The 24,738-nt window shown below is 61.7% G+C and carries 23 protein-coding genes and 1 pseudogene; 19 read left to right on the top strand and 5 right to left on the bottom strand.

The window, feature by feature from the left end:
• Positions 1-2: 2 nt before the first annotated feature.
• The 17 genes from H040_RS16980 to H040_RS16895 all read left to right on the top strand — a co-directional run bounded on the left by H040_RS16980 (position 3) and on the right by H040_RS16895 (position 17,428).
• Complete coding sequence (locus tag H040_RS16980; RefSeq protein ID WP_027916883.1) at positions 3-2,507, top strand: efflux RND transporter permease subunit; 2,505 nt, start codon at positions 3-5, stop codon at positions 2,505-2,507.
• Entirely contained in the window at positions 2,497-3,687 is a 1,191-nt protein-coding gene (locus tag H040_RS16975) for an MFS transporter (RefSeq protein WP_027916882.1), read from the top strand. The genes H040_RS16980 and H040_RS16975 overlap by 11 nt, the downstream gene beginning before the upstream one ends.
• Positions 3,684-4,457 (top strand): SDR family NAD(P)-dependent oxidoreductase, encoded by a 774-nt coding sequence (locus H040_RS16970; protein WP_027916881.1) that lies wholly within the window; start codon positions 3,684-3,686, stop codon positions 4,455-4,457. Before H040_RS16975 ends, H040_RS16970 begins: the two co-directional genes overlap by 4 nt.
• Positions 4,458-4,468: 11 nt before the next feature.
• Positions 4,469-5,041 (top strand): cupin domain-containing protein, encoded by a 573-nt coding sequence (locus H040_RS16965; protein WP_027916880.1) that lies wholly within the window; start codon positions 4,469-4,471, stop codon positions 5,039-5,041.
• Positions 5,038-6,030 carry a fumarylacetoacetate hydrolase family protein gene (locus tag H040_RS16960; protein WP_027916879.1) on the top strand — a complete coding sequence of 331 codons (993 nt, stop codon included), beginning with the start codon at positions 5,038-5,040 and terminating at the stop codon, positions 6,028-6,030. The genes H040_RS16965 and H040_RS16960 overlap by 4 nt, the downstream gene beginning before the upstream one ends.
• On the top strand, positions 6,021-7,013 hold the full coding sequence (locus H040_RS16955; protein WP_027916878.1) for an NAD-dependent epimerase/dehydratase family protein: 993 nt from the start codon (positions 6,021-6,023) through the stop codon (positions 7,011-7,013). Before H040_RS16960 ends, H040_RS16955 begins: the two co-directional genes overlap by 10 nt.
• Positions 7,004-7,786, top strand: coding sequence for a cyclase family protein (locus H040_RS16950; protein ID WP_027916877.1), 783 nt, complete (start codon positions 7,004-7,006; stop codon positions 7,784-7,786). The genes H040_RS16955 and H040_RS16950 overlap by 10 nt, the downstream gene beginning before the upstream one ends.
• A gap of 247 nt (positions 7,787-8,033) precedes the next feature.
• Positions 8,034-8,711, top strand: coding sequence for a thermostable hemolysin (locus H040_RS16945; RefSeq protein ID WP_027916876.1), 678 nt, complete (start codon positions 8,034-8,036; stop codon positions 8,709-8,711).
• Entirely contained in the window at positions 8,701-10,170 is a 1,470-nt protein-coding gene (locus H040_RS16940) for an AMP-binding protein (protein WP_027916875.1), read from the top strand. Before H040_RS16945 ends, H040_RS16940 begins: the two co-directional genes overlap by 11 nt.
• 8 nt (positions 10,171-10,178) lie before the next feature.
• Positions 10,179-10,859, top strand: coding sequence for a TenA family transcriptional regulator (locus tag H040_RS16935; protein WP_027916874.1), 681 nt, complete (start codon positions 10,179-10,181; stop codon positions 10,857-10,859).
• A complete protein-coding gene (locus H040_RS16930) occupies positions 10,846-11,652 on the top strand; it encodes an SDR family oxidoreductase (protein WP_027916873.1) in 807 nt (268 codons plus the stop codon). The genes H040_RS16935 and H040_RS16930 overlap by 14 nt, the downstream gene beginning before the upstream one ends.
• On the top strand, positions 11,649-12,290 hold the full coding sequence (locus H040_RS16925; RefSeq protein WP_027916872.1) for a hypothetical protein: 642 nt from the start codon (positions 11,649-11,651) through the stop codon (positions 12,288-12,290). Before H040_RS16930 ends, H040_RS16925 begins: the two co-directional genes overlap by 4 nt.
• 2 nt (positions 12,291-12,292) lie before the next feature.
• The gene (locus tag H040_RS16920; RefSeq protein WP_027916871.1) at positions 12,293-12,955 is read left to right on the top strand and encodes a response regulator; all 663 of its coding nucleotides are present in this window, start codon (positions 12,293-12,295) and stop codon (positions 12,953-12,955) included.
• Positions 12,952-14,316, top strand: coding sequence for a sensor histidine kinase (locus tag H040_RS16915; protein WP_027916870.1), 1,365 nt, complete (start codon positions 12,952-12,954; stop codon positions 14,314-14,316). The genes H040_RS16920 and H040_RS16915 overlap by 4 nt, the downstream gene beginning before the upstream one ends.
• 538 nt (positions 14,317-14,854) lie before the next feature.
• Positions 14,855-15,373 (top strand): hypothetical protein, encoded by a 519-nt coding sequence (locus H040_RS16905; protein ID WP_050437156.1) that lies wholly within the window; start codon positions 14,855-14,857, stop codon positions 15,371-15,373.
• A 103-nt stretch (positions 15,374-15,476) separates the two neighbouring features.
• Positions 15,477-16,652, top strand: coding sequence for an N-methyl-L-tryptophan oxidase (solA, locus tag H040_RS16900; protein ID WP_027916869.1), 1,176 nt, complete (start codon positions 15,477-15,479; stop codon positions 16,650-16,652).
• Positions 16,649-17,428 carry a MetQ/NlpA family ABC transporter substrate-binding protein gene (locus H040_RS16895; RefSeq protein WP_027916868.1) on the top strand — a complete coding sequence of 260 codons (780 nt, stop codon included), beginning with the start codon at positions 16,649-16,651 and terminating at the stop codon, positions 17,426-17,428. Before solA ends, H040_RS16895 begins: the two co-directional genes overlap by 4 nt.
• Positions 17,429-17,507: 79 nt before the next feature.
• Here H040_RS16895 and H040_RS16890 read toward each other — a convergent pair whose 3' ends face one another.
• Together H040_RS16890 and H040_RS16885 are read right to left on the bottom strand one after the other, a co-directional pair.
• On the bottom strand, positions 17,508-18,767 hold the full coding sequence (locus tag H040_RS16890) for a cation:dicarboxylate symporter family transporter (protein WP_027916867.1): 1,260 nt from the start codon (positions 18,765-18,767) through the stop codon (positions 17,508-17,510).
• A 93-nt stretch (positions 18,768-18,860) separates the two neighbouring features.
• Positions 18,861-19,289 (bottom strand): VOC family protein, encoded by a 429-nt coding sequence (locus tag H040_RS16885; protein WP_027916866.1) that lies wholly within the window; start codon positions 19,287-19,289, stop codon positions 18,861-18,863.
• Between the two features lie 148 nt (positions 19,290-19,437).
• Here H040_RS16885 and H040_RS16880 point away from each other — a divergent pair, with 148 nt between their 5' ends.
• Entirely contained in the window at positions 19,438-20,340 is a 903-nt protein-coding gene (locus tag H040_RS16880; protein ID WP_027916865.1) for a LysR family transcriptional regulator, read from the top strand.
• A 27-nt stretch (positions 20,341-20,367) separates the two neighbouring features.
• Here H040_RS16880 and H040_RS16875 read toward each other — a convergent pair whose 3' ends face one another.
• The 3 genes from H040_RS16875 to H040_RS16865 all read right to left on the bottom strand — a co-directional run bounded on the left by H040_RS16875 (position 20,368) and on the right by H040_RS16865 (position 22,608).
• The gene (locus H040_RS16875) at positions 20,368-20,754 is read right to left on the bottom strand and encodes a nuclear transport factor 2 family protein (protein ID WP_027916864.1); all 387 of its coding nucleotides are present in this window, start codon (positions 20,752-20,754) and stop codon (positions 20,368-20,370) included.
• A gap of 117 nt (positions 20,755-20,871) precedes the next feature.
• Positions 20,872-21,975 (bottom strand): alkene reductase, encoded by a 1,104-nt coding sequence (locus tag H040_RS16870; protein WP_027916863.1) that lies wholly within the window; start codon positions 21,973-21,975, stop codon positions 20,872-20,874.
• A 54-nt stretch (positions 21,976-22,029) separates the two neighbouring features.
• Positions 22,030-22,608 carry a TetR/AcrR family transcriptional regulator gene (locus tag H040_RS16865; RefSeq protein WP_027916862.1) on the bottom strand — a complete coding sequence of 193 codons (579 nt, stop codon included), beginning with the start codon at positions 22,606-22,608 and terminating at the stop codon, positions 22,030-22,032.
• A 413-nt stretch (positions 22,609-23,021) separates the two neighbouring features.
• Between H040_RS16865 and H040_RS16855 the strand changes: the two are divergent.
• A pseudogene (locus H040_RS16855) lies at positions 23,022-24,459 on the top strand (IS1182 family transposase).
• The last annotated feature ends 279 nt before the right edge of the window (positions 24,460-24,738 follow it).

The raw sequence follows: 24,738 nt of genomic DNA, 5'->3' as shown, positions 1-24,738 counted from the left end.
CCATGCACGCCATGAATTCACCAGCGCCGTCCAGCGGCCGTCTCGACGACTTCGACAGCACGTCCGGTTCGCTGCTGGAACGTGCCTTGTTCAACCACCGTGCGCTGGTGTTGTTGCTGTGCCTGGCAACGACCCTGCTGCTCGGTTGGCAGGCTTCGCGCCTGACCCTCAACGCCAGTTTCGAGAAGATGATCCCGCGCGATCACCCGTTCATCCACAACTACCTGGAACACCGCCAGGAACTGGCCGGCCTGGGCAACGCCGTGCGTATCGCGGTAGCCAACCCGCGTGGCAGCATCTACGACAAGGACTACCTGCATAGTCTGCAGCAGCTCAACGACGCGGTGTACCTGCTGCCGGGGGTCGACCGTGCGGCGATGAAGTCGTTGTGGACCCCGTCCACGCGCTGGACCGGGGTGACCGAGGAAGGCCTGGAAGGCGGCCCGGTGATTCCTGATGGTTACGATGGCGCTGCCGCTAGCCTGGAGGCGCTCAAGCGCAACGTCGAGCGTTCCAACGAGATTGGCCAGCTGGTGGCCTTCGATCAGCGCTCGAGCATCCTCTACGTGCCGCTGCTGGAAAACACCCCGGACGGCCGTGCGCTTGACTATTCGGCCTTCGCCCATGAGCTGGAGACGTTGCGCGAACGCTTCCAGGCGCAGGGCGTGGAGATCCACATCAGTGGTTTCGCCAAGGTCGTCGGCGACCTGATCGACGGGTTGCAGCAGATCCTGCTGTTCTTCGCGGCCGCCATCGCCATCACCGCCGGTGTGCTGTACTGGTACACCCGTTGCGTGCGCAGTACCGCGCTGGTGGTGGTGTGCTCGCTGGTGGCGGTGATCTGGCAGCTTGGCCTGCTGCCGTTGCTCGGCTACGAGCTCGACCCCTACTCGGTACTGGTCCCGTTCCTGGTGTTCGCCATTGGCATGAGCCACGGCGCGCAAAAGATGAATGGCATCATGCAGGACATCGGCCGCGGTATGCATCGCCTGGTGGCGGCGCGCTTCACCTTCCGCCGGCTGTTCCTGGCCGGGCTCACCGCACTGCTGTGCGATGCCGTGGGCTTCGCCGTGCTGATGATCATCCAGATTCAGGTGATCCAGGATCTGGCGGTGATCGCCAGCCTGGGCGTGGCGGTGTTGATCTTCACCAACCTGATCCTGCTGCCAGTGCTGCTCTCCTACGTGGGCGTCAGCGGCCGTGCGGCGCAGCGCAGCCTGCGTGCCGAAGAGGGCGATGCCAGGGGGGCACGCAAGCAGGCGCTGTGGCGCTTCCTCGACCTGTTCACTCGCCGCCGCTGGGCTGCCGCGTGCATCGCCGTGGCCGCACTGATGGCGGCCGGAGGCTACGCCGTGAGCCTGCACCTGAAAGTCGGTGACCTCGATGCCGGCGCCCCCGAGCTGCGCGCCGATTCGCGCTACAACCGCGACAACGCGTTCATCACCCGGCACTACGGCGCCAGTAGCGATGTCTTCGCAGTGATGGTACGCACCGCCCCTGGTGGCTGCTCGGCCTACGACACCTTGAAACGCGTGGACGACCTGGACTGGCAGTTGCGTGGCCTGCAGGGCGTGGACTCGACCAACTCGCTGGCGCAGCTCAACCGCCGCGTGCTGGTCGGCCTCTCTGAAGGCAGCCCGAAGTGGTACGACCTGGTCAACAACCAGGCGACCCTGAACATGGTCACCGCGGGCGCCCCTCGCGGGCTGTACAACGACGACTGCAGCCTGCTGACGCTCTACGCCTACCTCACCGATCACAAGGCCGACACCCTGGCGCGGGTAGTGGACAGCGTCCAGGGCTTTGCCAAGGCCAACGACAGCGAGCAGGCCAGCTTCCTCTTGGCTGCCGGTAGCGCTGGTATCGAGGCCGCCACCAACCAGGTGGTGAAACAGGCCAACCGCGACATGCTCTGGTGGGTCTACGGCGCGGTGATCCTGCTCTGCCTGGTGACCTTCCGGTCCTGGCGCGCGGTGCTGTGCGCGGTACTGCCGCTGGTGCTGACCTCGATCCTCTGCGAAGCGTTGATGGTTGCCCTGGGCATCGGCGTGAAGGTGGCGACCTTGCCGGTGATCGCCCTGGGCGTCGGCATCGGCGTGGACTACGCGCTGTACGTGATGAGCATCGTCCTGGCCCAGTTGCGCCAGGGCGCGAGCCTGTCCCAGGCGTACTACCGTGCGCTGCTGTTCACCGGCAAGGTCGTGATGCTCACCGGCATCACCCTGGCCATCGGCGTCGGCACCTGGATCTTCTCGCCGATCAAGTTCCAGGCCGACATGGGCGTGCTGCTGGCCTTCATGTTTGTCTGGAACATGGTCGGCGCGTTGATCCTGTTGCCGGCGCTGGCCTACTTCCTCTTGCCGCAGCGTCAGGTGCGCGCGGATCAGGAGCGCCAGCCAGCATTGCCGACGTATGAGCATACGACGAGGCAGCACGAGCACGCGGGTGCAACGGTGGAGCAGGGTGCCCGCTTGCGCCCGCTCAAGGAGATCAGTCATGGCCGCTGAACGTACCGCCGCAAGCCCCCAGGCCGCCTTGTTGCTGTTCGGCAGTTGCCTGCCCGTGCTGGGCGCGGTGCTGATCGCACCGGTGCTGCCACGCATGCATGCGCATTTTGCCCAGACACCGGGCGTTGCTGTGCTGGTGCCGGTTGCGCTGACCCTGCCTGCACTGGTGATCGCCTTGCTGGCACCGCTGGCCGGGGTGCTGGCCGACCGAATGGGACGGCGGGCGCTGCTGCTGGCGAGCATGTTGCTCTACAGCCTGTGCGGCATGTTGCCGTTGTGGCTGGATTCACTGGGCCTGATCGTTGCCAGCCGCGCCGGCATCGGCCTGGCCGAAGCCGGCATCATGACCTGCTGCACCACGCTGATGGGCGATTACTTCGATGGCCAGCGTCGGGCGCGGTTGTTCGCCTTGCAGATGGTGGTCACCTCGTTGTCGGCAGCGTTGTTCATGGGCGTGGGCGGTGCACTGGGTGAGGGCAACTGGCGTACGCCGTTCGCGCTCTACGCGGTGGGCGTGCTGTGTTTGCCGCTGATGGCCGCGCTGCTGTGGGAGCCGCGCGCCTGCCACAGCGCAGCCGAAGCGACGGCGCAGTCGCGTTTCCCATGGGCCGCCCTGGCGCCGTTGTACCTGCTGACCGCGCTGGCCGGTGTCAGCCTGTTCATCGTCCCGGTACAGGCCGGCTATGTGCTGCAACTGCTGCAGGTCGATGCGCCCCGGCAGGTCGGCCTGGCCATGGGCGCCAACCAGCTCGGCGTGCTGGCCGGTGCCCTGGCCTTCCGCTTGCTGGCGCGCTTGCCGGTCGCTCGTCTGCTGGCCTTGGGCTTTGCCACGGCGGGGTTTGGTGGCGGTCTGCTGGCGCTGGCGAGCGGCTATGCGCCGGTGGTGCTGGCTGTGCTGGTCAATGGCCTGGGTGTGGGGCTGTTGTTGCCGACCCTGATCACGTGGGTGATGCAGCAGGTCGGCTTCGACCAGCGAGGCCGCGCCACGGGCGGGTTCACCGCGGCAATTTTCGCGGGTGAATTCATCAGCCCCTTGCTGGTGCTGGCGCTGATGGCCGGTATGGCTATCCAGCTGCCGCATGCGCTGCTGGTGATTGCCCTCGGTCAGCTGGCGCTGGCGCCAGCGTGCCTGGCGTTGATGCGTCGCCAGCGTGCGGCGGTAGGGATAGGTGCACCATGAGCGAATGGTGTTCCCTGGCGGGCAAGACCGCCCTCATCACTGGCGCCAGCCGTGGCATCGGCCTGGCCATTGCCCGCGAGTACGGGCGCGCGGGGGCGCGTCTCGCCATCAGCAGCGAATATGCCGAGGCTTGCACGCAGGCCGTGGCACAGCTGGCGCAAGAGGGCATCGAGGCCATCGCCCTGGTGGCTGACCTGCGCGAAGCCCAAGCGGTACAGGATTTGGCCGATCACTGCCTGGCGCACTTCGGAGGGCTCGACGCGCTGGTGTGCAACGCAGGCGTCGCGCCGCACCTTGGGCCGTTATCCACGGCCAGCGACGCCGATTGGGAGCTGACCTTCAGCGTCAACCTGCGCAGCGCCGTATGGCTGACCACTGCATTGCTGCCGGCCATGGCCGAGGGCGGTGGTGGCAGCGTGGTGCTGATGGCCAGCATCGCCGGTGTGCGCGGCAACAAGGGGCTGGGCCTGTATGGGTTGTCGAAGGCCGGTCTGGCACAACTGGCGCGCAACCTGGCGGTGGAGTGGGGGCCGGCGAACATTCGTGTCAATGCCATCAGCCCCGGCGTCATCCAGACCGAGTTTGCCCGGCCATTGACCGATAACCCGGATGTCTTGCAACGGCGCCTGGCGCTGACGCCGTTGCGCCGGGTCGGGCGCCCCGAAGAGGTGGCGGCCTTGGCACTGCTGCTGGCTGCTCCCGGCGGCGCATTCATCAGTGGACAGAATCTTATTGTCGACGGTGGCACGACCATCGGCGACGGCAACTGAAAGGAGACACCATGCAATCGCTTCCTGCATTCAAACGTGTGGTCACCGGCCACGATGCCGCGGGGCAGGCGGTCGTCGCCAGTTGTGGCCCGACGCCGAACAACTTCCCGCTCAAGGCGGTGCCGGGCACCTTGTTCTACGAAGTCTGGAACAGTGTCGGCAGCCCGGCGCAGCTGGATAACGGCGACGATCCGACCGCGCAGCCCCTGCAACTGAGCCCTGGCCCGCTGGGCAGCGTGATCCGTGTGGTGGATATTCCACCGGACAGCGTGCAGAACCAGGTCAGTGCCGAAGAAGCGGCGGCAGCCTTCGCCGAAATCGGCGAAGCCAGTGCCGGCACCGGCAAGTCGGACTCCAGGCACAAGCTGATGCACCGCACCCAGACCCTGGACTACGGCATCGTCACCGAGGGCGAGGTCTGGCTGGTGCTGGACGATGGCGAAGTCCACCTCAAACGTGGCGACATCGTGGTCCAGCGCGGTACCAACCACGCCTGGAGTAACCGCAGCGAACAGATGGCGCGGATGGTCTTCATCCTGCTCGACGGCCGCTATGCCGATGACCTGAAGGAGCTGCTGCCATGAAGCTCGCATCGCTCAACGACGGCAGCCGCGATGGCCGCCTGCTGGTGGTGGCGCGTGACCTTGAGCGCGCGGTCGACGCCAGCGACATCGCCGCAAGCCTGAAGGTTGCCCTGGAGAACTGGCCCCAGGTCGAAGCCCGCTTGCAGGCGCTGTACCAGCAACTCAACGATAACGTGGCCGCAGACGCTTTTGATCTCGACCCGGCGCAGCTGGCCGCGCCCTTGCCACGGGCCAGCCAATGGCTGGACGGCTCATGCTTCCTCAGCCATGGCGAGCTGATGCAGAAGGCCTTCAACCTCGACCCGATCGAAGGCGTCGAGCACATCCCGCTGATCTACCAGGGCGCCAGCGACGACTTCCTCGGGCCGTGCGCGGACATCCCTTTGCCGAGCGAGGCCCACGGCATCGATTTCGAGGGGGAGTTCGCCGTGCTGTTGGACGACGTGCCCATGGGCTGCCCGGCGGAGCAGGCGTTGCAGCATGTGCGCCTGGTTCTGCAGCTCAACGACGTCAGCCTGCGGGCCCTGGCCCCGCGGGAAATGAGGACCGGTTTCGGCTTTCTCCAGGCCAAGCCAGCCAGCAGTTTCGCACCGGTGGCGGTCACCCCGGATGAACTCGGCGAGGCCTGGCGCGACGGCCGGGTGCACCTTGCGCTGCAGGTGCAGTGGAATGGCGAGTGGTTTGGCCATCCCTATGGGGGCGCCATGCACTTCGGCTTTCATCAGCTGATTGCCCACGCGGCGCTGACCCGGCGCTTGAGCGCCGGCACGCTGGTGGGCTCCGGTACCGTTTCCAACGCCGATCGCAGCGTGGGCTCGGCGTGTATCGCCGAGCGCCGTGCCATCGAAACCCTTGCATCCGGTGCGCCGCGCACAGATTTCATGCGCTTTGGCGACCGGGTGCGGATGGAGGCACGCGGGCCGGGGGGCGAGGTGCTGTTCGGCGCCATCGACCAGCGCGTGGTCCAGGGAGGCTGGCCATGCGTGTGATGGTCACCGGTGCCAATGGCTTCGTCGGTCGGCTATTGGTGCGGCGCTTGCTGGAGACCGGCGAGGTACGCGGGCGGCGGATCGAAGCGTTGCTGGTGCTGGACCAGGCACTGGACGGCCTGCCCGAGGATGCACGCTTGCGTCGTCACCACGGCAGCATCACCGACGCGGCTTTGCTGCGCCGGGCGCTGGCCGATGGCGTGGATGTGGTCTTCCACCTGGTCAGCGTACCGGGCGGTGCTGCCGAGGCCCAGTACGAGCTGGGTTACCAGGTGAACCTGCAAGCCAGCCTCGAGCTGCTCAACCAGTTGCGCAACCCCAATCGCCCACCGGTACTGGTGTATGCCAGCAGCGTCGCGGTGTACGGCGGGGAGTTGCCGGCTCGCATGGACGAAGGCCAGCCGGCGTCACCGCAACTGTCTTATGCCGCACACAAGCGCATGGTGGAAATCGCCGTGCAGGACCTCGCCCGCCGTGGCGAAGTCGACAGTCGCGCCTTGCGCCTGCCTGGCATCGTCGCCCGGCCGCGCGAGCCGAACGGTTTGCGCTCGGCGTTCATGAGCGACCTGCTGCAGGCCTATGCGGCAGGGGAGGCCTACACCTGTCCGGTCTCTCCCGAGGCGTGTGCCTGGTGGATGTCTGCGCGCTGCTGCGTGGACAACCTGCTGCGCGCCGCAGAGCTGGACGACCTTGGCAGCCAGCGCATCTGGCAACTGCCGGTGCTACACCTTTCCATCGCCCAGGTGCTGGCCGGCCTGGCGGACAGTTTTGGCGCGGACAATCTCGCGCGTATCGCCTTCGACCCGGACCCGCAGCTCGAAGCCCTGTTCGGCCGTTATCCACCATTGCGCAGCCCCCAGGCTCGCGAACTGGGCTTCTGTCATGACGGTTCGGTGGCAGGGCTGCTACGCAATGCCCTTGACCTGCCATCCCGTCGCAACCGCTGCGCCGCCAGCCGCAAAGGAGTCTTCTCATGGCCTTGAACACACGTCGCCTGCTGGACCTGTCTGTAACCCTGGATAACAACCCCTACACAGATCCGCCGCCCCTGCTGCCGAAGATCGACTACATGGACCACCAGCAGGGTTGGCCGGAGATGGCCGCCATGTTTCCCGGGCTGCGCAAGGAAGACCTGCCGGGTGATGAGTCGTGGGCGGCGGAGCGCCTGCAGATCACTACCCACAGCGGTACCCACATGGATGCGCCCTGGCACTACGCATCGACCACCGACGGCGGCAAGCCGGCCTTCGGCATCGATGAACTGCCGCTGGAGTGGTGCTTGCAGCCGGGGGTGAAGCTGGACTTTCGGGGTTTGCCGGATGGTCACGTGGTCACGGCGGCGCAGGTCGAGGCCGAGCTTGAACGTATCGGTCACGAATTGCAGCCGTTGGACATCGTGCTGGTGAATACCCGGGCGGGTAGCCTGTTCGGCCAGCCTGGCTACCTTGAGGCCGGAGTGGGCATGGGGCGCGAGGCGACGCTGTACTTGCTGGAGCGGGGGGTGAGGGTGGTTGGCACCGATGCCTGGAGCTGGGACGCCCCGTTCAAGTACACCCGCGAACGCTTCAATGAAACCGGTGATGCCTCGCTTATCTGGGAGGGACACAAGGCCGGGCGCGATATCGGGTACGGACAGATGGAGAAGCTGGCCAATCTGGAGCAGTTACCGGCCTATGGGTTTCTGGTCAGTTGCTTCCCGTACAAGATCCGTCATGCTTCTGCAGGTTTTGTCCGGGCCGTGGCGATTCTGGAGTAACGGCTCCTGCGCGCCTGCGGAAAACTGCTTTCTCTGACCGCTATGGGTCGAAAAAAACCGGTCGTGAATGACCGCTATCGACCCATAGCTGCACTTCGAGGTGAGCCGTTCCCAGCTGGTGCAATGGCCCAGTGCTCAATCTCCTGCGACTTATCATGATCTCAGACGCTTTGTGCTGTCTGACTTCAGATTCCATTCAGATTCGACCCTGATAATTCTCTCCGTCGAGCCCAATCGGGGGAGTTCCATGAACGAATCTCAATGGAGCAACCTGCTCCCGCTTCCTATAGGCAGCCATGCCGACCATCACGCGCGGCTGTCGCTTCATCTGGCAGGCGACTCTACACGCGAGGGTCTGGAGCACTTCATCCACCACTGCTTTGCTACCGTGCACCAAGCGGATGTGCAGCATTACCTGCCAGAGCTGCTGGCATTGCATGACAGCCACGGACGGCTGATCGCAGCGGCCGGCATGCGACCAGCCCGCGCCGGTCCTCTTTTTCTCGAGCGGTATCTGGACGCGCCTTTGGAGGCCGCCGTTTCGCAGGTCGCTGGCGTTGCCTTGGACCGTTCATGCATGGTCGAAGTGGGCAACTTGGCTTCACTCAGCGCTGGCAGCGCCCGCATCATGATCATTGCCGTGACCTGGTTGTTGGCCTTGCGAGGCCTGGAGTGGGTGGCATTCACTGGCGCAGCGACACTGATCAACAGCTTTCAACGGCTGGGACTGATGCCTACCGTTTTGGCTGCGGCCGATCCTGAGCGTTTGCAGGGGCAGTCGAATCAGTGGGGGACGTACTACGACCAACGGCCTCAAGTGTTCGCCGGCAACATCGGCTATGGATTCGATGCCTTAACCCGGACGGGGGTGTTCCAGCGCCTTGGATTCCCCAATCTGGCCCAGGAGGCCGGCCATGCCGCATGAACTGCACCTCTTTCAGGCGTTGTTGCTCCAGCATGCCCAGCAAAAACCTGATGCTGTAGCTGTTCAGGGCCCGGTTCAGCGTTTCACCTACCTGCAATTGCTTGACGAGGTCGAATGCCGTGCAGCCCGCTTGTTGAGCCAACCACCGGGCACGTTGGCCATGGTGCTGGATAACGGACCTGAATTGCTCTTCTGGGACCTGGCGGCTCTTTTTGCCGAGCGCGCTTGTGTGATCGTACCGCCGTTCTTCAGTGCGGCTCAGCTCCAACACTGCCTGCAGCAGAGTGGTGCCACGAGCGTGCTGTGCGAGACGCAGTGGACCGCCCAACTCCTTGAGCAAGGGTTTACCCAACAGCCGGCAGAAGACATCCTGGCGCGTGATGGTGTTGTCGCGCCTGAAATGCCGACGGGCACCGCAAAGATCACCTATACCTCCGGCAGTACCGGAAGGCCCAAGGGCGTATGCCTGGGCGCCGAAGCCATGTTGCGGGTTGCGCGGGAACTGGAGGCTGCAAGCCGACCAACCGAGCCGCAGCGATACTTGGCGGTACTGCCTCTGGGTGTATTGCTGGAGAACCTCGGTGTATATGCTGCGCTCATGGCAGGCGCCTGCGTCCAGCTCTACCCGCAGCAGCAGTTGGGCATGGGCGGCGCAAGCCAGGTGGATTTCAAGCGCTTGCTCGCTGCGATTGCCCTGAGCGGTGCACAGAGCCTAATCCTGGTGCCGCAACTGCTGATGGGGCTGGTCACCGCCATCGAGCGCGGGCTCATGGGCGTCGGCCCACTGCGCTTCGTGGCAGTGGGCGGCGCCCGGGTATCAGCCAACCTGTTGGCTCGGGCCGATGCGGTCGGCTTGCCGGTGTTCGAAGGCTACGGCTTGTCCGAATGTGCCTCAGTGGTAGCGCTGAACCGACCGGGGGCCGTTCGCCCTGGCAGCGTCGGTAAGCCCTTGCCCCATGTTCAGGTGCGCATTGCTGAAGATGGTGAGGTGCTGGTGGCTGGCTCGACCTTGCTGGGTTACCTGGAAGAGGCGCCGGTCACCGGCGAGTGGTGGGCGACGGGCGACCTCGGTCACCTCGACGAAGAGGGCTACCTTTACCTCGACGGACGCAAGAAACACCAGTTCATCACCAGCTTCGGGCGCAACGTCAACCCCGAATGGGTCGAAGCCGAGCTCACTCAGAGCGGCGTCATCGCCCAGGCCTTCGTGCATGGCGAAGCCTTGCCGCACAACCTGGCACTGCTGTGGCCGCTGGATCCCACCGCCAGCGACGAGGCTATCGAGCTGGCCGTGCAGCTCTGCAACGCGCAACTGCCCGATTACGCCCAGGTGCATACATGGCGCCGTTTGCCGGCCCCGTTGAGCCCCATTGATGAAACCCTGACTGCCAACGGCCGCCCACGACGCGAGGCGATCTTGCAGCGTTACCACGCCCTGTTATCCGACATCCCGTTGTGAGGTTCACCATGTCTTTTTTCGATACTTTGCAAACACACACTGCCCAGGAACGTCAGGCTTTATTCGCAGTGCCGGTAATCCGGGATGCGTTGGCCAGCCAGGTCAGTCTGGAGAGCTACGTCGCCTTCTTGACGCAGGCCTACCACCATGTCCGCCATACGGTGCCACTGATGATGGCCTGTGGCGCGCGTTTGCCGTCGCGCCTGGAATGGCTACGCGGTGCGGTGTGCGAATACATCCAAGAGGAGTACGGCCACGAACAGTGGATCCTCAACGACATCAAGGCTTGCGGCGGCGACTGGGAGGCCGTGCGTGATGGTCGGCCAGCGCTGCCAATCGAGCTGATGGTCGCCTACCTCTACGACCTGATTGCACGCGGCAACCCTGTCGGGCTGTTCGGCATGGTCAATGTGCTCGAAGGCACCAGCATAGCCTTGGCCACACAGGCGGCGGGCACCATTCAGAGTACGCTGGGCTTGCCTGGCCAGGCGTTCAGCTACCTGAGTTCCCATGGTGCGCTCGACCAGGACCACATGGTGACCTACAAACAGTTAATGGACCGCCTCGATGATGAGGGCGACCAGCAGGCTGTCATCAACGCGGCAAAGGTCGTCTACCGCTTGTACACCGAGATGTTCCAGGGCTTGCCGCGCGTCGGGAAGCACGAGGTGCATCATGCGCTTGCCTGAATCCGTGGTGATCCTCACCGGCGCCAGTGGGGGTATTGGCTTGGAGCTGGCCGAGCAGCTGTGCGCAGCCGGTGCCCAGGTGCTGGCGGTCAGCCGGCACATGGGCAAGCTGGCTGGCCTGATGAATCGGTACCCGGACCGTTTGCGCTGGCAAGAAGCTGACCTACGCAGCCAGGTAGGGCGTGAACAAATCGTCGACCGAGCCCGCAAGATGGGCAATGTCAACGTTCTGATCAACGCTGCCGGTGTGAACCGCTTCGCCTTGCTCGATCAATTAGACGAGCACGAGCTCGATGAGCTGCTTGACATCAATCTGAACGCACCACTGCAGCTGACACGTGGCTGCCTGCCATTGCTGCGTGCTCAGCCCACGGCCTTGGTGGTCAATGTCGGGTCAACCTATGGCTCGATTGGCTATCCCGGCTATGCCACCTACTGCGCCAGCAAATTCGCCCTGCGTGGCTTTTCGGAAGCACTGCGGCGCGAGCTGGCCGACACCACGGTGAATGTGCTGTATGCAGCACCTCGTGCGACCCGCACGGCGATGAACAGCAGTGCTGCCACAGCGCTCAATCAGGCGTTGAAAGTCGGCATGGACGACCCGGCGGATGTCGCCCGTGCAGTGCTTGAGGCCGTGCAGTCTGAACGCAGCGAGCTTTACCTAGGCTGGCCGGAAAAGCTCTTCGTGCGCATTAACGGCATGTTGCCGGGAGTAGTCGACCGCGCATTACGCAAGCAATTGCCTGTCATTCGCCGATACATTGGTAGCCACTCCAAGGAGTCGATGAAATGAAGCGACTGTTCATTGCCAGCTTGCTGGCATTCGCACCTTCCACCTGGGCACTGGATCAGACAGGCACACAGCACCTGAGTGACCTGCAGCAGCGCTGGGCACAGATCCAGTACCAGTTACCCAAGGACAAACGTGCTGACGCCCTCGAAAAGCTAGCGGGTGACGCGGCGGCCTTCGTTCATCAGTACCCCGGTACACCAGAGCCATTGATCTGGGAGGGCATCATCAACAGCAGCTGGGCGGGGGCTACCGGTGGCCTTGGAGCACTAGGCAAGGTAAAGGCGGCGAAGGCTAGCCTGGAGCAGGCCATGAAACTGGACCCCAACGCTTTGCAGGGCTCGGCCTATACCAGCCTGGGCACGCTGTACGATCAAGTGCCCGGCTGGCCGATTGGCTTCGGCGATGCCGAGATGGCCGACAAGATGCTGCGCAAAGCCCTGCAGATCAACCCCAGCGGTATCGACAGCAACTATTTCTGGGCTGATCATCTGTATCGACAAAAGCGCTATCCGGAGGCTACCGCAGCCCTGCAGAAAGCCTTGCAAGCACCACCCCGGCCGGGGCGTGAGCTGGCTGATCAGGGCCGTCGCGCGGATATCGATGCTTTACTCAAGGCGATCAAGGATAAACAGGACTGAACATGCGGCTATTGCTGGTTGAGGATGACATCGCACTGGGAGAAGGGATCTGCGACGGTTTGCGCCAGGAGGGCTACACCCTTGACTGGTTGCGTGACGGTGTCAGCGCCTTGCATGCGTTGCAGCACGAGACCTTCGACCTGGTGATCCTGGACCTAGGATTGCCCCGCATGGATGGCATTGAGCTCCTGCGGCGGGTACGCGCCGGCGGCGATAGCCTGCCGGTGCTGATTCTCACCGCACGGGATGCCCTCGATGATCGCATCACCGGCCTGGATGCCGGCGCCGACGATTACCTAGTCAAACCGTTCGACCTCAACGAGCTGAAGGCACGCTTGCGCGCGTTGCTCAGGCGCAGCGCCGGACGCGCCAAGGTCATGATCGAGCATGCCGGAGTCAGCCTCGACCCCGCTACCCAGCAAGTTCATTACAACGGCGTTGAAGTGGTGCTGACCCCTAAGGAGTACAGGCTGCTGCACGAGTTGCTGGCCCAGCCAGGCAAGGTATTCACCCGCGAACGCCTGACCCAGTTGCTGTATGGCTGGGATGAGGAGCCGGAGAGCAATACGCTGGAGGTGAACATCTACCACCTTCGCAAGAAGCTGTTCAACGGGCTGATCCGTACGGTGCGCGGCATTGGCTATCTGGTCGAGGCCAAGGCATGAGCTCGCTGCGCCAACGCACCCTGTGGCGGGTGATGCTGTTGCTGCTGCTGGGGACCGGTCTGCTGGCGCTCTATAACTATCACGACAGCCGCCATGAAATTAACGAGGTGTACGACGCGCACCTGGCCCAGAACGCTCGCTTGCTGCAGGGCGTCATGAGCCTGCCGGTGCAAAGTGGCTCGCGTGAAGCGATGTACCAGGCATTCAACGAGGCATTGGCCCAGGCGGGTCACCATCGGGTAGGCCACCCCTACGAGAGCAAGCTGGCATTCCAGGTCTGGCAGGACGGCGCCGGCCTGCTGGTGCACACACCCAGTGCACCGACCATCGACCCTCCACCGACGGTCCCCGGTTTCTACGACTTTTCCAGTGGTGGCGAGCAATGGCGCGGTTTCGTGCTGCCGGTGCCGGAACGACACTGGGTGATCTGGGTGGGCGAGCGTGACGATGTGCGCTACGACTTGATCGACCGTATCGTTCGCCACACCCTGCTCCCGTTCCTGCTTGGCAGCCTGGTATTGGCACTGCTGGTTTGGGCCGCTATCGGCTGGGGACTGCGGCCTTTGCAGAACATGGCCAACGTCATCCGTGGGCGTCACGCCGATTCGCTGGAGCCGCTGCAATTGGTGCCGCTGCCCTCGGAGCTGGAGCCCATGCAGGCCGCCATCAACCGCTTGTTGGCGCAGACTGAGGACCTGCTGCGGCGTGAGCATCGGTTCATTGCCGATGCCGCCCACGAAATGCGCACCCCCCTGGCCGTTCTCCGCCTGCATGCGCAGAACGCGCTGGAGGCCAGCAACGAGGCAGAGCGGCACAAAGCGCTGGACTATTTGATGGGCGGGGTCGACCGACTCACCCGGGTTGTCAACCAGTTGCTGACGCTGGCCCGTGTCGAGCCAAGGCTGGGGCAGCGAGTCAGCACTCAGGTCGACCTGGCCGAAGTGGTCACCGAGACCTTGGCTGACCTGACCCCGTGGATACTGGGCCGCGGCCTGGAGCCCTCGTTAGATATTGGTGAAGGCGACCCTCACCTGGCGATCGATGCTGGCGCCCTGGGCATCGCGCTGCAGAACCTGGTGTCCAACGCGGTGGAGCACTCACCGCGCGCTGGCCGCATCGCAGTGTCACTCAGGCGCCTGGACGATCACTTCGAGCTGACCGTCGAGGACGAGGGGCCAGGTATCGATGAGGCGAGTCTGTCGCGCGTATTCGAGCGCTTCTATAGCCGTAACAGTCCCAATGGTGCAGGCCTTGGGCTTTCCATCGTGGCGACCATCGTTGACCGGATGGGCGGGCAGGTGCTTTTGCGTAATCGAGCAAGCGGCGGGCTAGCCGCCACCTTGCTGTTTCCAGTGGGTTGAATCCCCCAGCAGAGTCGCTGCCAACGATACAGCTGGCATCTGACGCTGGTCACTTCAGACTTCCTTAAGCGTGGGCAGGATGGGAGGACGTGGGCTCAGCCGACCAACCAGGCGTACCCCTACCAACGCTGATACGGCGATACCCATCAGCGCAATGCTGAGCACCGCACTGGGGCATCACGCTGCCTTCGCCTGTTCCTGTCGATCCTGCGTTGGCCAGAACACTGAAGGACTGGTATGAGCGGGTAGGTAACGCTGGTTACGCACTGATTGGTTTTCATGCTTGTGCAGGCCTGGCACACCACGACTTGAAGACGCATGCTGCCACGGTGATACGGGCTACCTCACTGCAGACAGGTCAGGCGCTGGCTCTAGAAAGGGATGCTGCTGTTCATCAGTGACAGCTATGGGTCGATAGCGGTCCTCCTCGACCTCTAAATATCGAGCGACCTGTGGCAGCATGTCCCCTCAATAGCTGACAAGGAGCGTCAAGATGCCCCCCACCGGAAGACTCACCCCCGACCAACACGAAGCCTTCATGACACGCTATGCCCCAACCTTCGCGCTGGGCACCTTGCTGTGCATGGTGGCAGCGGGGAGCGGCATTGGGTTGTGGGACAGCAGCTACCTGCACAACCTGCCGGACAGGGGCGCTTACCTCCTTACTGGGGCGCTGACGCTGCTTATGCTGTTTTGCGCCGGCCAGTTCGCGATGATCCGCGGCTTTCGTTGGGGGCTCTGGTTGGTCTCGCCGTGCCTCGTAGGGCCTGCTCTCACGGCGATCAGCGTGTTCGGCACGCGCCATGCCGGCCCGTTGCAATACGTGATCCTCACGCTGTCCTTGCTGGGGCTGCTGGTGGTGAACAGCAAGCGACACCGCGCCATGCGCCAGCGCCTGGTGGAGTTGCGCCTGCAGCGTGCCGGCGTACTGCCGCCCAGCCGTGTCGACGACTACCCAGACGGCCCGCCGCCTAAAAAGCCCTGGTTCAGTATCGCGGTACTGGTATTGGGTGTGGTCGTCCTCATAGGCAAGGTTTACCTATTGGTTGCGCGCTAAGCGGGCAAGTCCAAGGCGCTAAGGCATAACCATATACCCTTTAATTCTTTGTCTCCTGGGACCATGTGTTTTCAACTAGCGCCTTTTTGAGCGAGCGCTGTCTGTGGAGCACTGTGAAGTAGTCGTCATCGGTCTGGGCGCCATGGGCGCCGCTACCACGTATCAGTTGGCCAAGGCAGGCGTCGATGTGGTGGGCATCGACCGCTACCACCCGCCGCATACCTTCGGTTCCAGCCACGGTGATACGCGAATTACCCGGCTGTCCGTGGGGGAAGGGGCACAGTACGTGCCTATCGTCAGGCGGGCTCAGCAAATCTGGCGCGAACTGGAAGCAGAGAGCGGCGAATCTTTGTTCGAACAATCCGGCTTGCTTGCGCTGACCTCCAGCCCCGACTTCGACCCCGCCGATAAAACCGACTTCACCTTGCGCACCATCGGGTTGGCCCAGACCTACGGGATCGACCACGAAGTCCTCGACGCAGAACAAATCCGCCAGCGCTTCCCACAATTCGCCCACGTGCGCGATGACGCAATCGGCTACTTCGAGCCGGGTGGCGGTTTCGTGCGCCCCGAGCGTTGCATCGAGGTGCAGTTGCGTTTGGCGGTGCAGCACGGCGCCACCTTGCACACGGGCGAATCGGTTACCCAGATCAGCTCGGATGAAGAGGGCGTCACGGTCACCACCGACCTGCGCACGGTGAAGGCCCGCAAGCTGGTGTTCAGCGCCGGTAACTGGACCGGCGGGTTGTTGGGTGAGCCTTTCGACCGGTTGCTGAGTGTCTACCGGCAGAGGCTGTTCTGGTTTGAGCTTGAAGACGGCGCGGCCCTAGAGGGTGCGTCGCCCACGTTCATCTTCACCCATGGGCGCGGGGACGACAAAATCAACTACGGCTTCCCCGCGCAACCTGGCGAGGGCAGCCTGAAAATCGCCACGGCCCAGTACCATACGGCCTCGCAGCCTGACCTGCTGGACCGCACTGTTTCTGCCGCGGAAGGAAGGGAGATGTACCAGCAGCAAGTGCAAGGCCGGATTGCCGGGGTCACCGACAAGGTCCTCAAGTCGGCCGTTTGCGCCTACACCGTCACCCCAGACCGGCATTTCATCATCGACCAACACCCCACGCTCAACCACACCCTGGTGGTGTCAGCCTGTTCTGGCCACGGTTTCAAACACTCGGCGGCCCTGGGCGAGGCCTTCGCCCAGTGGTGCACAGGCGGCACTACCGACCTTGATCTGTCCTCTTTCACCCTTGAACGATTCGAAGGAAAAACCCTGTGAAGCGCATTGCACTTTCCCTTGCCCTGCTGGCTGCCTCCCTCGGTGCTGCGCATGCCGAAACGCTCAAGATTGCCGTGGTGCCTGTGCCTCACGCCGAAATTCTGGCGTTTCTCAAACCTGAGCTGGCCAAGCAGGGGGTGGAGCTTGAGGTGAAGGTGTTCACCGACTATATCCAGCCGGACCGCCAGGTGGATGAGGGGCGGCTGGATGCCAACTACTTCCAGAGCAAGCCGTATTACGAGGCCTACAAGAAAGACCGCCCGAGCAGCGACCAGGTACCGGTTGTAGCCGTTCACATCGAGCCGTTCGGTGCCTACTCGAGCACGGTCAAATCGGTCGCCGAGCTGAAGGACGGCGCCACCGTCGCCATTCCCAACGACCCCACCAACTCCGGGCGCGCCCTGCTGCTGATCGCCAAGCAGGGCCTGATCACGCTGAAAGACCCCAGCAACATCATGGCAACCGCCGCCGACATCACCAGCAACCCCAAGCACCTGAAGTTCAAGGAGCTTGAAGCGGCCATGCTGCCGCGCGTGCTGGGCCAGGTGGACATGGCGCTGATCAACGCCAACTACGCGCTGGAAGCCAAGCTGGTGCCGCACAAGGATGCGTTGTTCATCGAAAGCTCCGAGTCGCCGTACGCCAACTACCTGTACGTGCGCAGGGACAAAGCCAACGACCCGGCCGTGCAGAAGCTCGGGGCGTTGTTGAACTCGCCGCAGGTCAAGCAGTTCATTCTTGAGCGTTATCACGGCGATGTGGTGCCGGCGTTCTGACCCCTTGAACTGACATCGCACATCAAGCCGTCACGGGCCAGGCCCGTGACGGCTCGCGGATTTCAGATCGGTATCCCGCTCAGCTTCTGTCCAGAAGCGGGTCTCGCTCGGCAACGTTCCTTTGAACCCCTTCCCATCGGCTTATGACCAGCGGCGCGATGGCGTTCCCGAGCACATTGAGCGTGGTGGTGCCGCTTTCAATGACCCGGAAGATCCCTGCCACCAGTGCAACAGCCTCGAGTGGCAGCCCGGCCGATGCCAATGTCGCCGAGAGGATGATGATCGCAAAGCCGGGGACACCCGCAGCGCCTTTTGAGGTCAGCACCATGGTCACGACCAGTAGAATTTGCTGAGAAAGGCTGAGGTCTATTCCATAAAGCTGCGCAATGAATATTGTCGCGACACCCAGGAATATAGACGCGCCGTCAAGGTTGAACGCGTACCCCACGGGTACGACAAAACTGACAATACGTCGTGGAACACCATAGTCCTCAAGTTTTACCATCAGTTGGGGCATTACGGCAGCGGACGCTGCACTGGAGCACGCCAGAATCAGTTCGTCCTTGAAGTAACGAACAAGCGTGAACAGGTGCTCGCCGATCAAATAACAGATCCCGCCGAGTATGACAAAAGCGAACAGAAAGAGTGCCAGGTAAACAACACCGATCAACTTGAGCAGGGGGAGTAGCGCGGCGAAACCAAAGGTGGCGACTGTAGCGCCGATCATCCCGAACACCCCGATCGGTGCGTAAGCCATGACATAGCTGACCAGTTTGAACATTGCGTCAGCAGTGCCCTGCAATGTTGCGACAACCGGGGCGCTTTTCTCGCGGGGCAGGGCATTCAAGGCCATGCCAAACAACACGGCGAAGAACAGAATTGAGAGCAGCTTGCCTTCAGATAATGAGAGAACGATATTATCCGGTACGATATTTTGCAGAATGATCAGGGCGCCTTTGGAGGGCTCAGGTTTCATGACCGCATCGGCATGCGCCATACCTGCGATCACGGTGCCCGATCCGGGCTCCAGCAGGTTACCAAGGACAAGCCCCACAATGATCGCCAGCGTCGTGATAGCGAAGAAGTAAGCAAGGGATTTGGCCCCCATGCGACCAAATGACTTGTTGTCCCCGCCACCCGCGATGCCCAGCACCATGCAGCAGAAGACAATAGGGACGACAATCATCTTCATCATCTTGATGAAGATGTCACCCAAGGGCTTCAGCACTTCACTGCTTACCCATTGCTGATGCTCTGGATGGGTATTCAGGTACCCGCCTACAAGGATGCCAAGGAACAAGCCGGCAATGATCTGCCAGACCAGTGGGATTCTTTTCATGACTCTAGCCTTTTTTATAGAAGGTGTGCTGCACGGACGGCAGTAGCTAGATGCGTGAGCGAGGGGCTCACGCGGGCGCACGTTGTGTAATCACTATGACTTGGCGAATATCTGTGCCATGTCTTTGAACGCTTTGAATTCCAGTGCATTGCCGCACGGGTCAAATAGGAACATCGTGGCTTGCTCACCCACCTGTCCCTTGAAGCGTATGTACGGTTCGATGACAAACTGGGTGCCCAGGGCCGTAAGCCGCTCGGCAAGTGCCTCCCATTGGTCCCACTGCAGAATCACGCCAAAGTGTGGAGCAGGGACGTTGTGCCCATCCACCGGGTTGCTCAAAGCGTTTTCCTGATACGCCATCTTGGGATGTTCGTGAATCACAAGTTGGTGACCGTAGAAGTTGAAATCAACCCACTGAGCAGCAGAGCGCCCCTCTTCGAGATTGAATACCTCCCCATAGAATTTACGGGCGGCAGGGATATCGTAAACGGGAATCGCAAGGTGGAAAGGGGACAGGTTCATCAGGCGCTCCTGGAGGGCTATTGATGGTTCGACTGGGCGAGATGCCGTTGCAACATCTCGTATATTTCGTTCTGGGAGAGAGTTTAGAAGTGGCCAATCAATAAAAAAATCAATATATTTTGGTCAAAAACACAAAGGAAATTTGTAAATGATTCGCGAGCTCAAGACGCTGGTTGCGGTGGCCCGAGAGGGCACATTCGCTGCGGCGGGAGTGAGGATCAACCTCACACAGGCTGCGGTGAGTGCCCAGATGCAAAGGCTTGAAGGGGAGCTTGGCTTCGAGATATTCGAGCGCAAAGGCAGGAACGCGCAGTTGAACCGGCGGGGCCAGCAAATTCTGATCCAGGCGCAGGAAGTGATCAGGCTATACAACAGCCTGGGTTCCAATGCACTGGGTAGCGTGCCATCGGTACAAGTAGATATCGGCGCGATTGCGTCCATACAACGGTCACTGCTGCCGCAAGCATTGGCTCAATTCCATGGCACGCGGGCTGAATGCCGCACGCGGATCATTCCAGGGGTATCGCTGCAGTTGCTCAGTGCGGTAGATGCACGGGAAATCGACTGTGCGATAATCATCCGCCCACCGTTCGAATTGCAAAGTGACCTGCATTGGACAACGCTGGCAAGCGAACCCTACCGCTTGATTGTTCCCGCAGGCCTGCCAGAGGGTGACTGGCGCGACATACTCTCGACCCAACCTTTCATTCGTTACGAACGCTCTTCGTTCGGTGGCCGGCAGGTCGATCGCTTCCTGCGCCAGGCTCACTTCACTACCAGGGACGTGTGCGAGCTGGACGAGCTGGATGCAATCACCGAGCTGGTCGCGAAGGGCGTTGGGGTGGCATTGGTACCGCAAACCATCACGCGGGATGCCTGGCCAGCGTCGGTTCGAGCCTATGACCTTGGCGCGAGCACGTTTCATCGCGACATTGGCCTGGTTTACCCCGCCAATGTCGCGTTGAGCGAGCAGGTCACCCTGCTGATCGACCTGATCGTCCAGGCGGCAGCTCAATCAGCAGGCCAGGTAGGCCTACCCGGTATCACGTGACAGCGGGGGGCCCGGAAACGGCGCAGATCAGGGCGCGATGTGGGTGTGGTAGACCTTGCTGACCACCGTCCACTGACCCTCGACTTTCAACAGGTTGAAAAAGTCGGTGAAGCAGAAACCTGAGATGTCGTTGGTATCGATACGCGCACTGGCGGCAGTGCCGACGATATCGATATTGACGATGACGCCCTGGGCCTCTGGCGAGGGGCGGAAAGGTGGGTTGTCGATGATGTCGAACAGGCCCTGGATCGGCCCGCCAACCAGCTTGGCATTGGCATCGACGCCAAAAATGGTGGCCTGCTCACTGAACGCCGGTTTCATAAGGCTGCTCTTGGCCTGCTTGCCGCCTTCGTTGTACTGATTCAGTACTTCGACGATGGCGTTGTATTCCTGCACATAAGTGGGTTTGTTCATGGTGTTGTTCCTGTGGTGAATAAAGCTATGACGAGTCTTGCCGGGTAGGGGGACGATCGGGTCGTTTACGGTGGTGTTGGCAATCACGGCGGCTCGCGGCATGACACAGCGCGTCCTTCAGTAATTGCCGTTGGGCCAGTCGGTGTACCCCTTGGCGCCACCCCCGTAGTAGCTCTCGCGCGAAGCGACTGTCAGCGGCGCACCCTGGCGCAAGCGTTCAACAAGGTCGGGATTGGAGATGAACAGGCGGCCGAAGGCCACGGCGTCGATCTTGTTGTCAGCGCGGCGCTCGATGGCCATTTCCAGGTCGTAGTTGTTGTTACCGATATAGGGCCCTGCGAACAAGCTGCTGAGGGCATCCATATCAACGCCCGCGGGGATTTCGCGGCTGGTCGCCGTGGCGCCTTCGACGAAATGCAGGTAAGCCAGGTTCAGCGCGTTCAGCTGGGGCACCAGGTAACCGAACAGGCCCATGACGTTGCTGTCGGGGGGGGTGTTGCCAGCGTCCGGGGTGACCGGCGAAAGGCGGATGCCAACCCGGTCGCTGCCCCAGATCTCGACAACCGCGCGGGTGACTTCAAGTGTCAGACGCGCCCGGTTTTCGATCGAACCACCGTACTGGTCGGTACGCTGATTGGTGGAATCACGCAGAAACTGGTCGAGCAGGTAGCTGTTGGCAGAATGCACCTCCACGCCGTCGAACCCCGCGCGCTTGGCGTTGCGCGCGGCAGTACGGTATTGCTCGATGATGCCGGGGATCTCGTGGGTTTCCAGGGCGCGCGGTGTGGACACTGGGACGAAACCGTCGACCGTATAGGTACTGCCCTCGGCCTTGATCGCCGAGGGTGCTACCGGTGCCTGGCCGCCAGGCTGCAATTCGACGCTGGAGAAGCGGCCGACATGCCACAGTTGCAGCACGATCTTGCCGCCTTCGGCATGCACAGCTTCCGTGACTTTCTTCCAGCCAGCGGTCTGTTCATCGCTCCAGATGCCCGGCGTGGCAGCATAGCCACGGCCTTGGGCGCTGATGTTGGTCGCTTCGGCGATGATCAGGCCGGCTGAGGCGCGCTGGGCATAGTAGGTGGCGTGCAGCTCATTGGGTATACCGTCCTCGGCGTAACGGCTGCGCGTGACGGGTGCCATGACGATGCGGTTGGCGAGTTCGATGGCGCCCATGCGGGTGGGGGCGAACAGATCGGTGCGGGTGCTGTTGTCAGTCATGAGGGATTCCAGTAAGTAGACCAGTCGTCTAGTTTTCGGGTAAAAAAAAGCCGCTCAACCGAGCAGGCTTTTAGTCATGGCCAAAGCCGATTGGAAGGGTTGGGCAGAGCGGTTAACTTTCGCCATCAACGATGCGCCCAACCACAGTTGATACAGTGATTCGGCGAGTGCAGCGCTGTCTTTGGTAACGATGCTGCCATCATTGATACCGCGCTCGATGCTATCGCTGATCAGCCTGATGATGCGGGAAGTACCTTGATCCAGCACATGACGCATGACCTCAGAAAGGTCGCAGACTTCAGCGCCGAGCTTCACCACCAGGCATTTGTTGTCGACGGCGTCGTCGTACTGGGTTTTGCTCCAGTACTGAAAATACTTCAGAAGGCTTTGCGCGCCATTGGCCTGCTGCTTGAGAATCGGCTCGATACGGGCCAGGTACGCCTCGAAGTACACATCGAGCAACGCCTGGCCAAATTCTTCCTTGGACTTGAAGTAATGGTAGAACGAGCCCTTGGGCACACCCGCCGTGCTCAACACCTCGTTGAGACCGACGGCGGTGTAGCCTTTGTGGGTCATTAGCGCCCTGGCAACATCGAGGATGTGCTCACGCATTTCATTGGCTGGTTTTTTCATAGTGGGCGCAGTCTATTCCAGATTAGACCAGTCGTCTACTGCGCTCGACAGAGGGTCGATTCATTCTTCGGCGGCACCCTGTATCTACCGTTCAGGCTTAGTCTGAGGTCAGAGTATCGGCCACATCACCCATTCGGCGGGACGGGCGCAGCGCCTGGTGGCCGACCTTCTTGATTTCACACTCGTGCACGTTGGGCGCGGCATCGAGATGACGTTCGAGCCGGTCGACCTTCCTGTGAAACCGATCACAAGCTGAAGCAGCTGGACCCCACTGGCGCTCAAGGACCGACCGCAGACGCCTGTATTTAGGCCGTTCGCGGCCCAATCACAGACGTCCGCTTTGGGTCCAGGCTGTGTGAAAACACCTGCGATTGTCTAACCTTCTGATCGTCGAGATCGTGGCGGGGACGATCATGAAACGGTTCATTGAAGGTGAAGCCCGGACGCAAGTCACGCTGCTGCCGGAGTGCCTGGATGATTACATCACCGAAAAAAAACCCAGTTCGGGTGGTCGACGTTTTCGTCGATGAACTCGACCTCGGAGCACTCGGGTTCGAGGGTGTCGATCCGGCTGCAACGGGTCGTCCGGCCTACCATCCAGCAGTCCTGCTAAAAATCTACATCTATGGCTACCTCAATTGGATTCAGTCCAGCCGCCGGCTTGAACGCGAGGCAGCGCGCAATGTCGAGCTGATGTGGTTAGCGGGCCGGTTGGCTCCTGACTTCAAAACGATTGCCGACTTTCGCCGAGACAACGGCAAAGCCATTCGCAGCGTCTGCCGGCAATTCGTAGTGCTTTGCCGCAACCTCAATCTTTTCTCCCAGTCGATCATTGCCATCGACGGCAGCAAATTCAAAGCCGTAAATAACCGCGACCGCAACTTTACCCAGGGCAAGATCAAGGCACGCATGCAGCAGATCGAGCAGAGCATTGACCGCTATCTTGCGGCGATGGATTCGGCGGATCGGGCAGTGCCCGAGGTCGCCGAGGCTAAGACTGAACGGTTGAGCGAAAAAATAGAAAAGCTGAAACAGCAGATGACGAAGCTCAAGGACATTGAAGCGCAGCTTCGCGCCAGCCCAGATCAGCAAATCTCTCTTACCGATCCTGATGCACGCTCAATGGCCACGAGTGGCCGAGGTACTGGCACGGTTGGCTACAACGTACAAACAGCAGTCGATGACAAACACCACCTGATCATTGCTCATGAAGTCACCAATGTTGGCAATGACCGAACGCAACTGAGCAATATGGCGAATCAGGTGCGCGAAGAGATCGGCGCTGAGTCGCTGACAGTGGTCGCCGACCGAGGCTATTACAAAGGTCCGGAGATCCTTGCTTGCGGGCAGGCCGGGATCACCACTTTTGTCCCGAAGCCGCTGACATCAGGCAGCAAAGCGGAAGGCCGATTCGGCAAGCAGGACTTCAGCTACATCGCTGCATCGGATGAATACCGATGCCCTGCGGATCAACTACTGACTCGCAGGCATTCTTCGGTGGAAGACGGCATGTTGCTGCACTCCTACTGGTTCTCTGGCTGCCAAAGTTGCTCCATGCAGTAGCAGTGTACGACGGGTAAGGAACGCCGATTGAAGCGCTGGGAGCATGAAACGGTAGTCGAAGCGGTGCAGATCCGATTGGAGCATGACCCCGGAAAGATGAAGGTTCGCCGGCAGACGGTGGAGCCCCCCTTCGGAACGCTCAAATACTGGATGGGAAGCACCCACTTCCTGACCAAAACCCTGCCGAGGGTAAGCACCGAGATGAGCCTTCACGTGCTTGCTTACAATCTCAAACGAATGATGAGCATCTTTGGCATCGCTGGGCTGATTGAAGCGATCAGGACATGAGTCCAAGCGTTTTATGCGTCCGTATACGGCTATCTGGGCCGCTGCCGCGGCCCAGATAGCACAGGCAGCGCCTGGCGCCCGACTGAGTTAGACCTGCACTTAGATCTGCTGAATTTACAGGCTGACCCAGCTTCTTTCGCTCCTCGACGTACTTACTTGCGTTTTCACACAGCCTGGGTCGTTAACCGCCATTCGCGAAGGACAGCTTTCGACCCTGAGCGGCCGTTCGACGAACTCTATCTTCAGCCACCCAGCAGGTGTTTGAGCCACGAGTTGTCG

Origin of the sequence: Pseudomonas sp. URMO17WK12:I7 (genome assembly GCF_003269045.1) — a bacterium.
GTDB lineage: Bacteria > Pseudomonadota > Gammaproteobacteria > Pseudomonadales > Pseudomonadaceae > Aquipseudomonas > Aquipseudomonas putida_J.
This window is presented reverse-complemented; position numbering and strand designations above follow the sequence as displayed.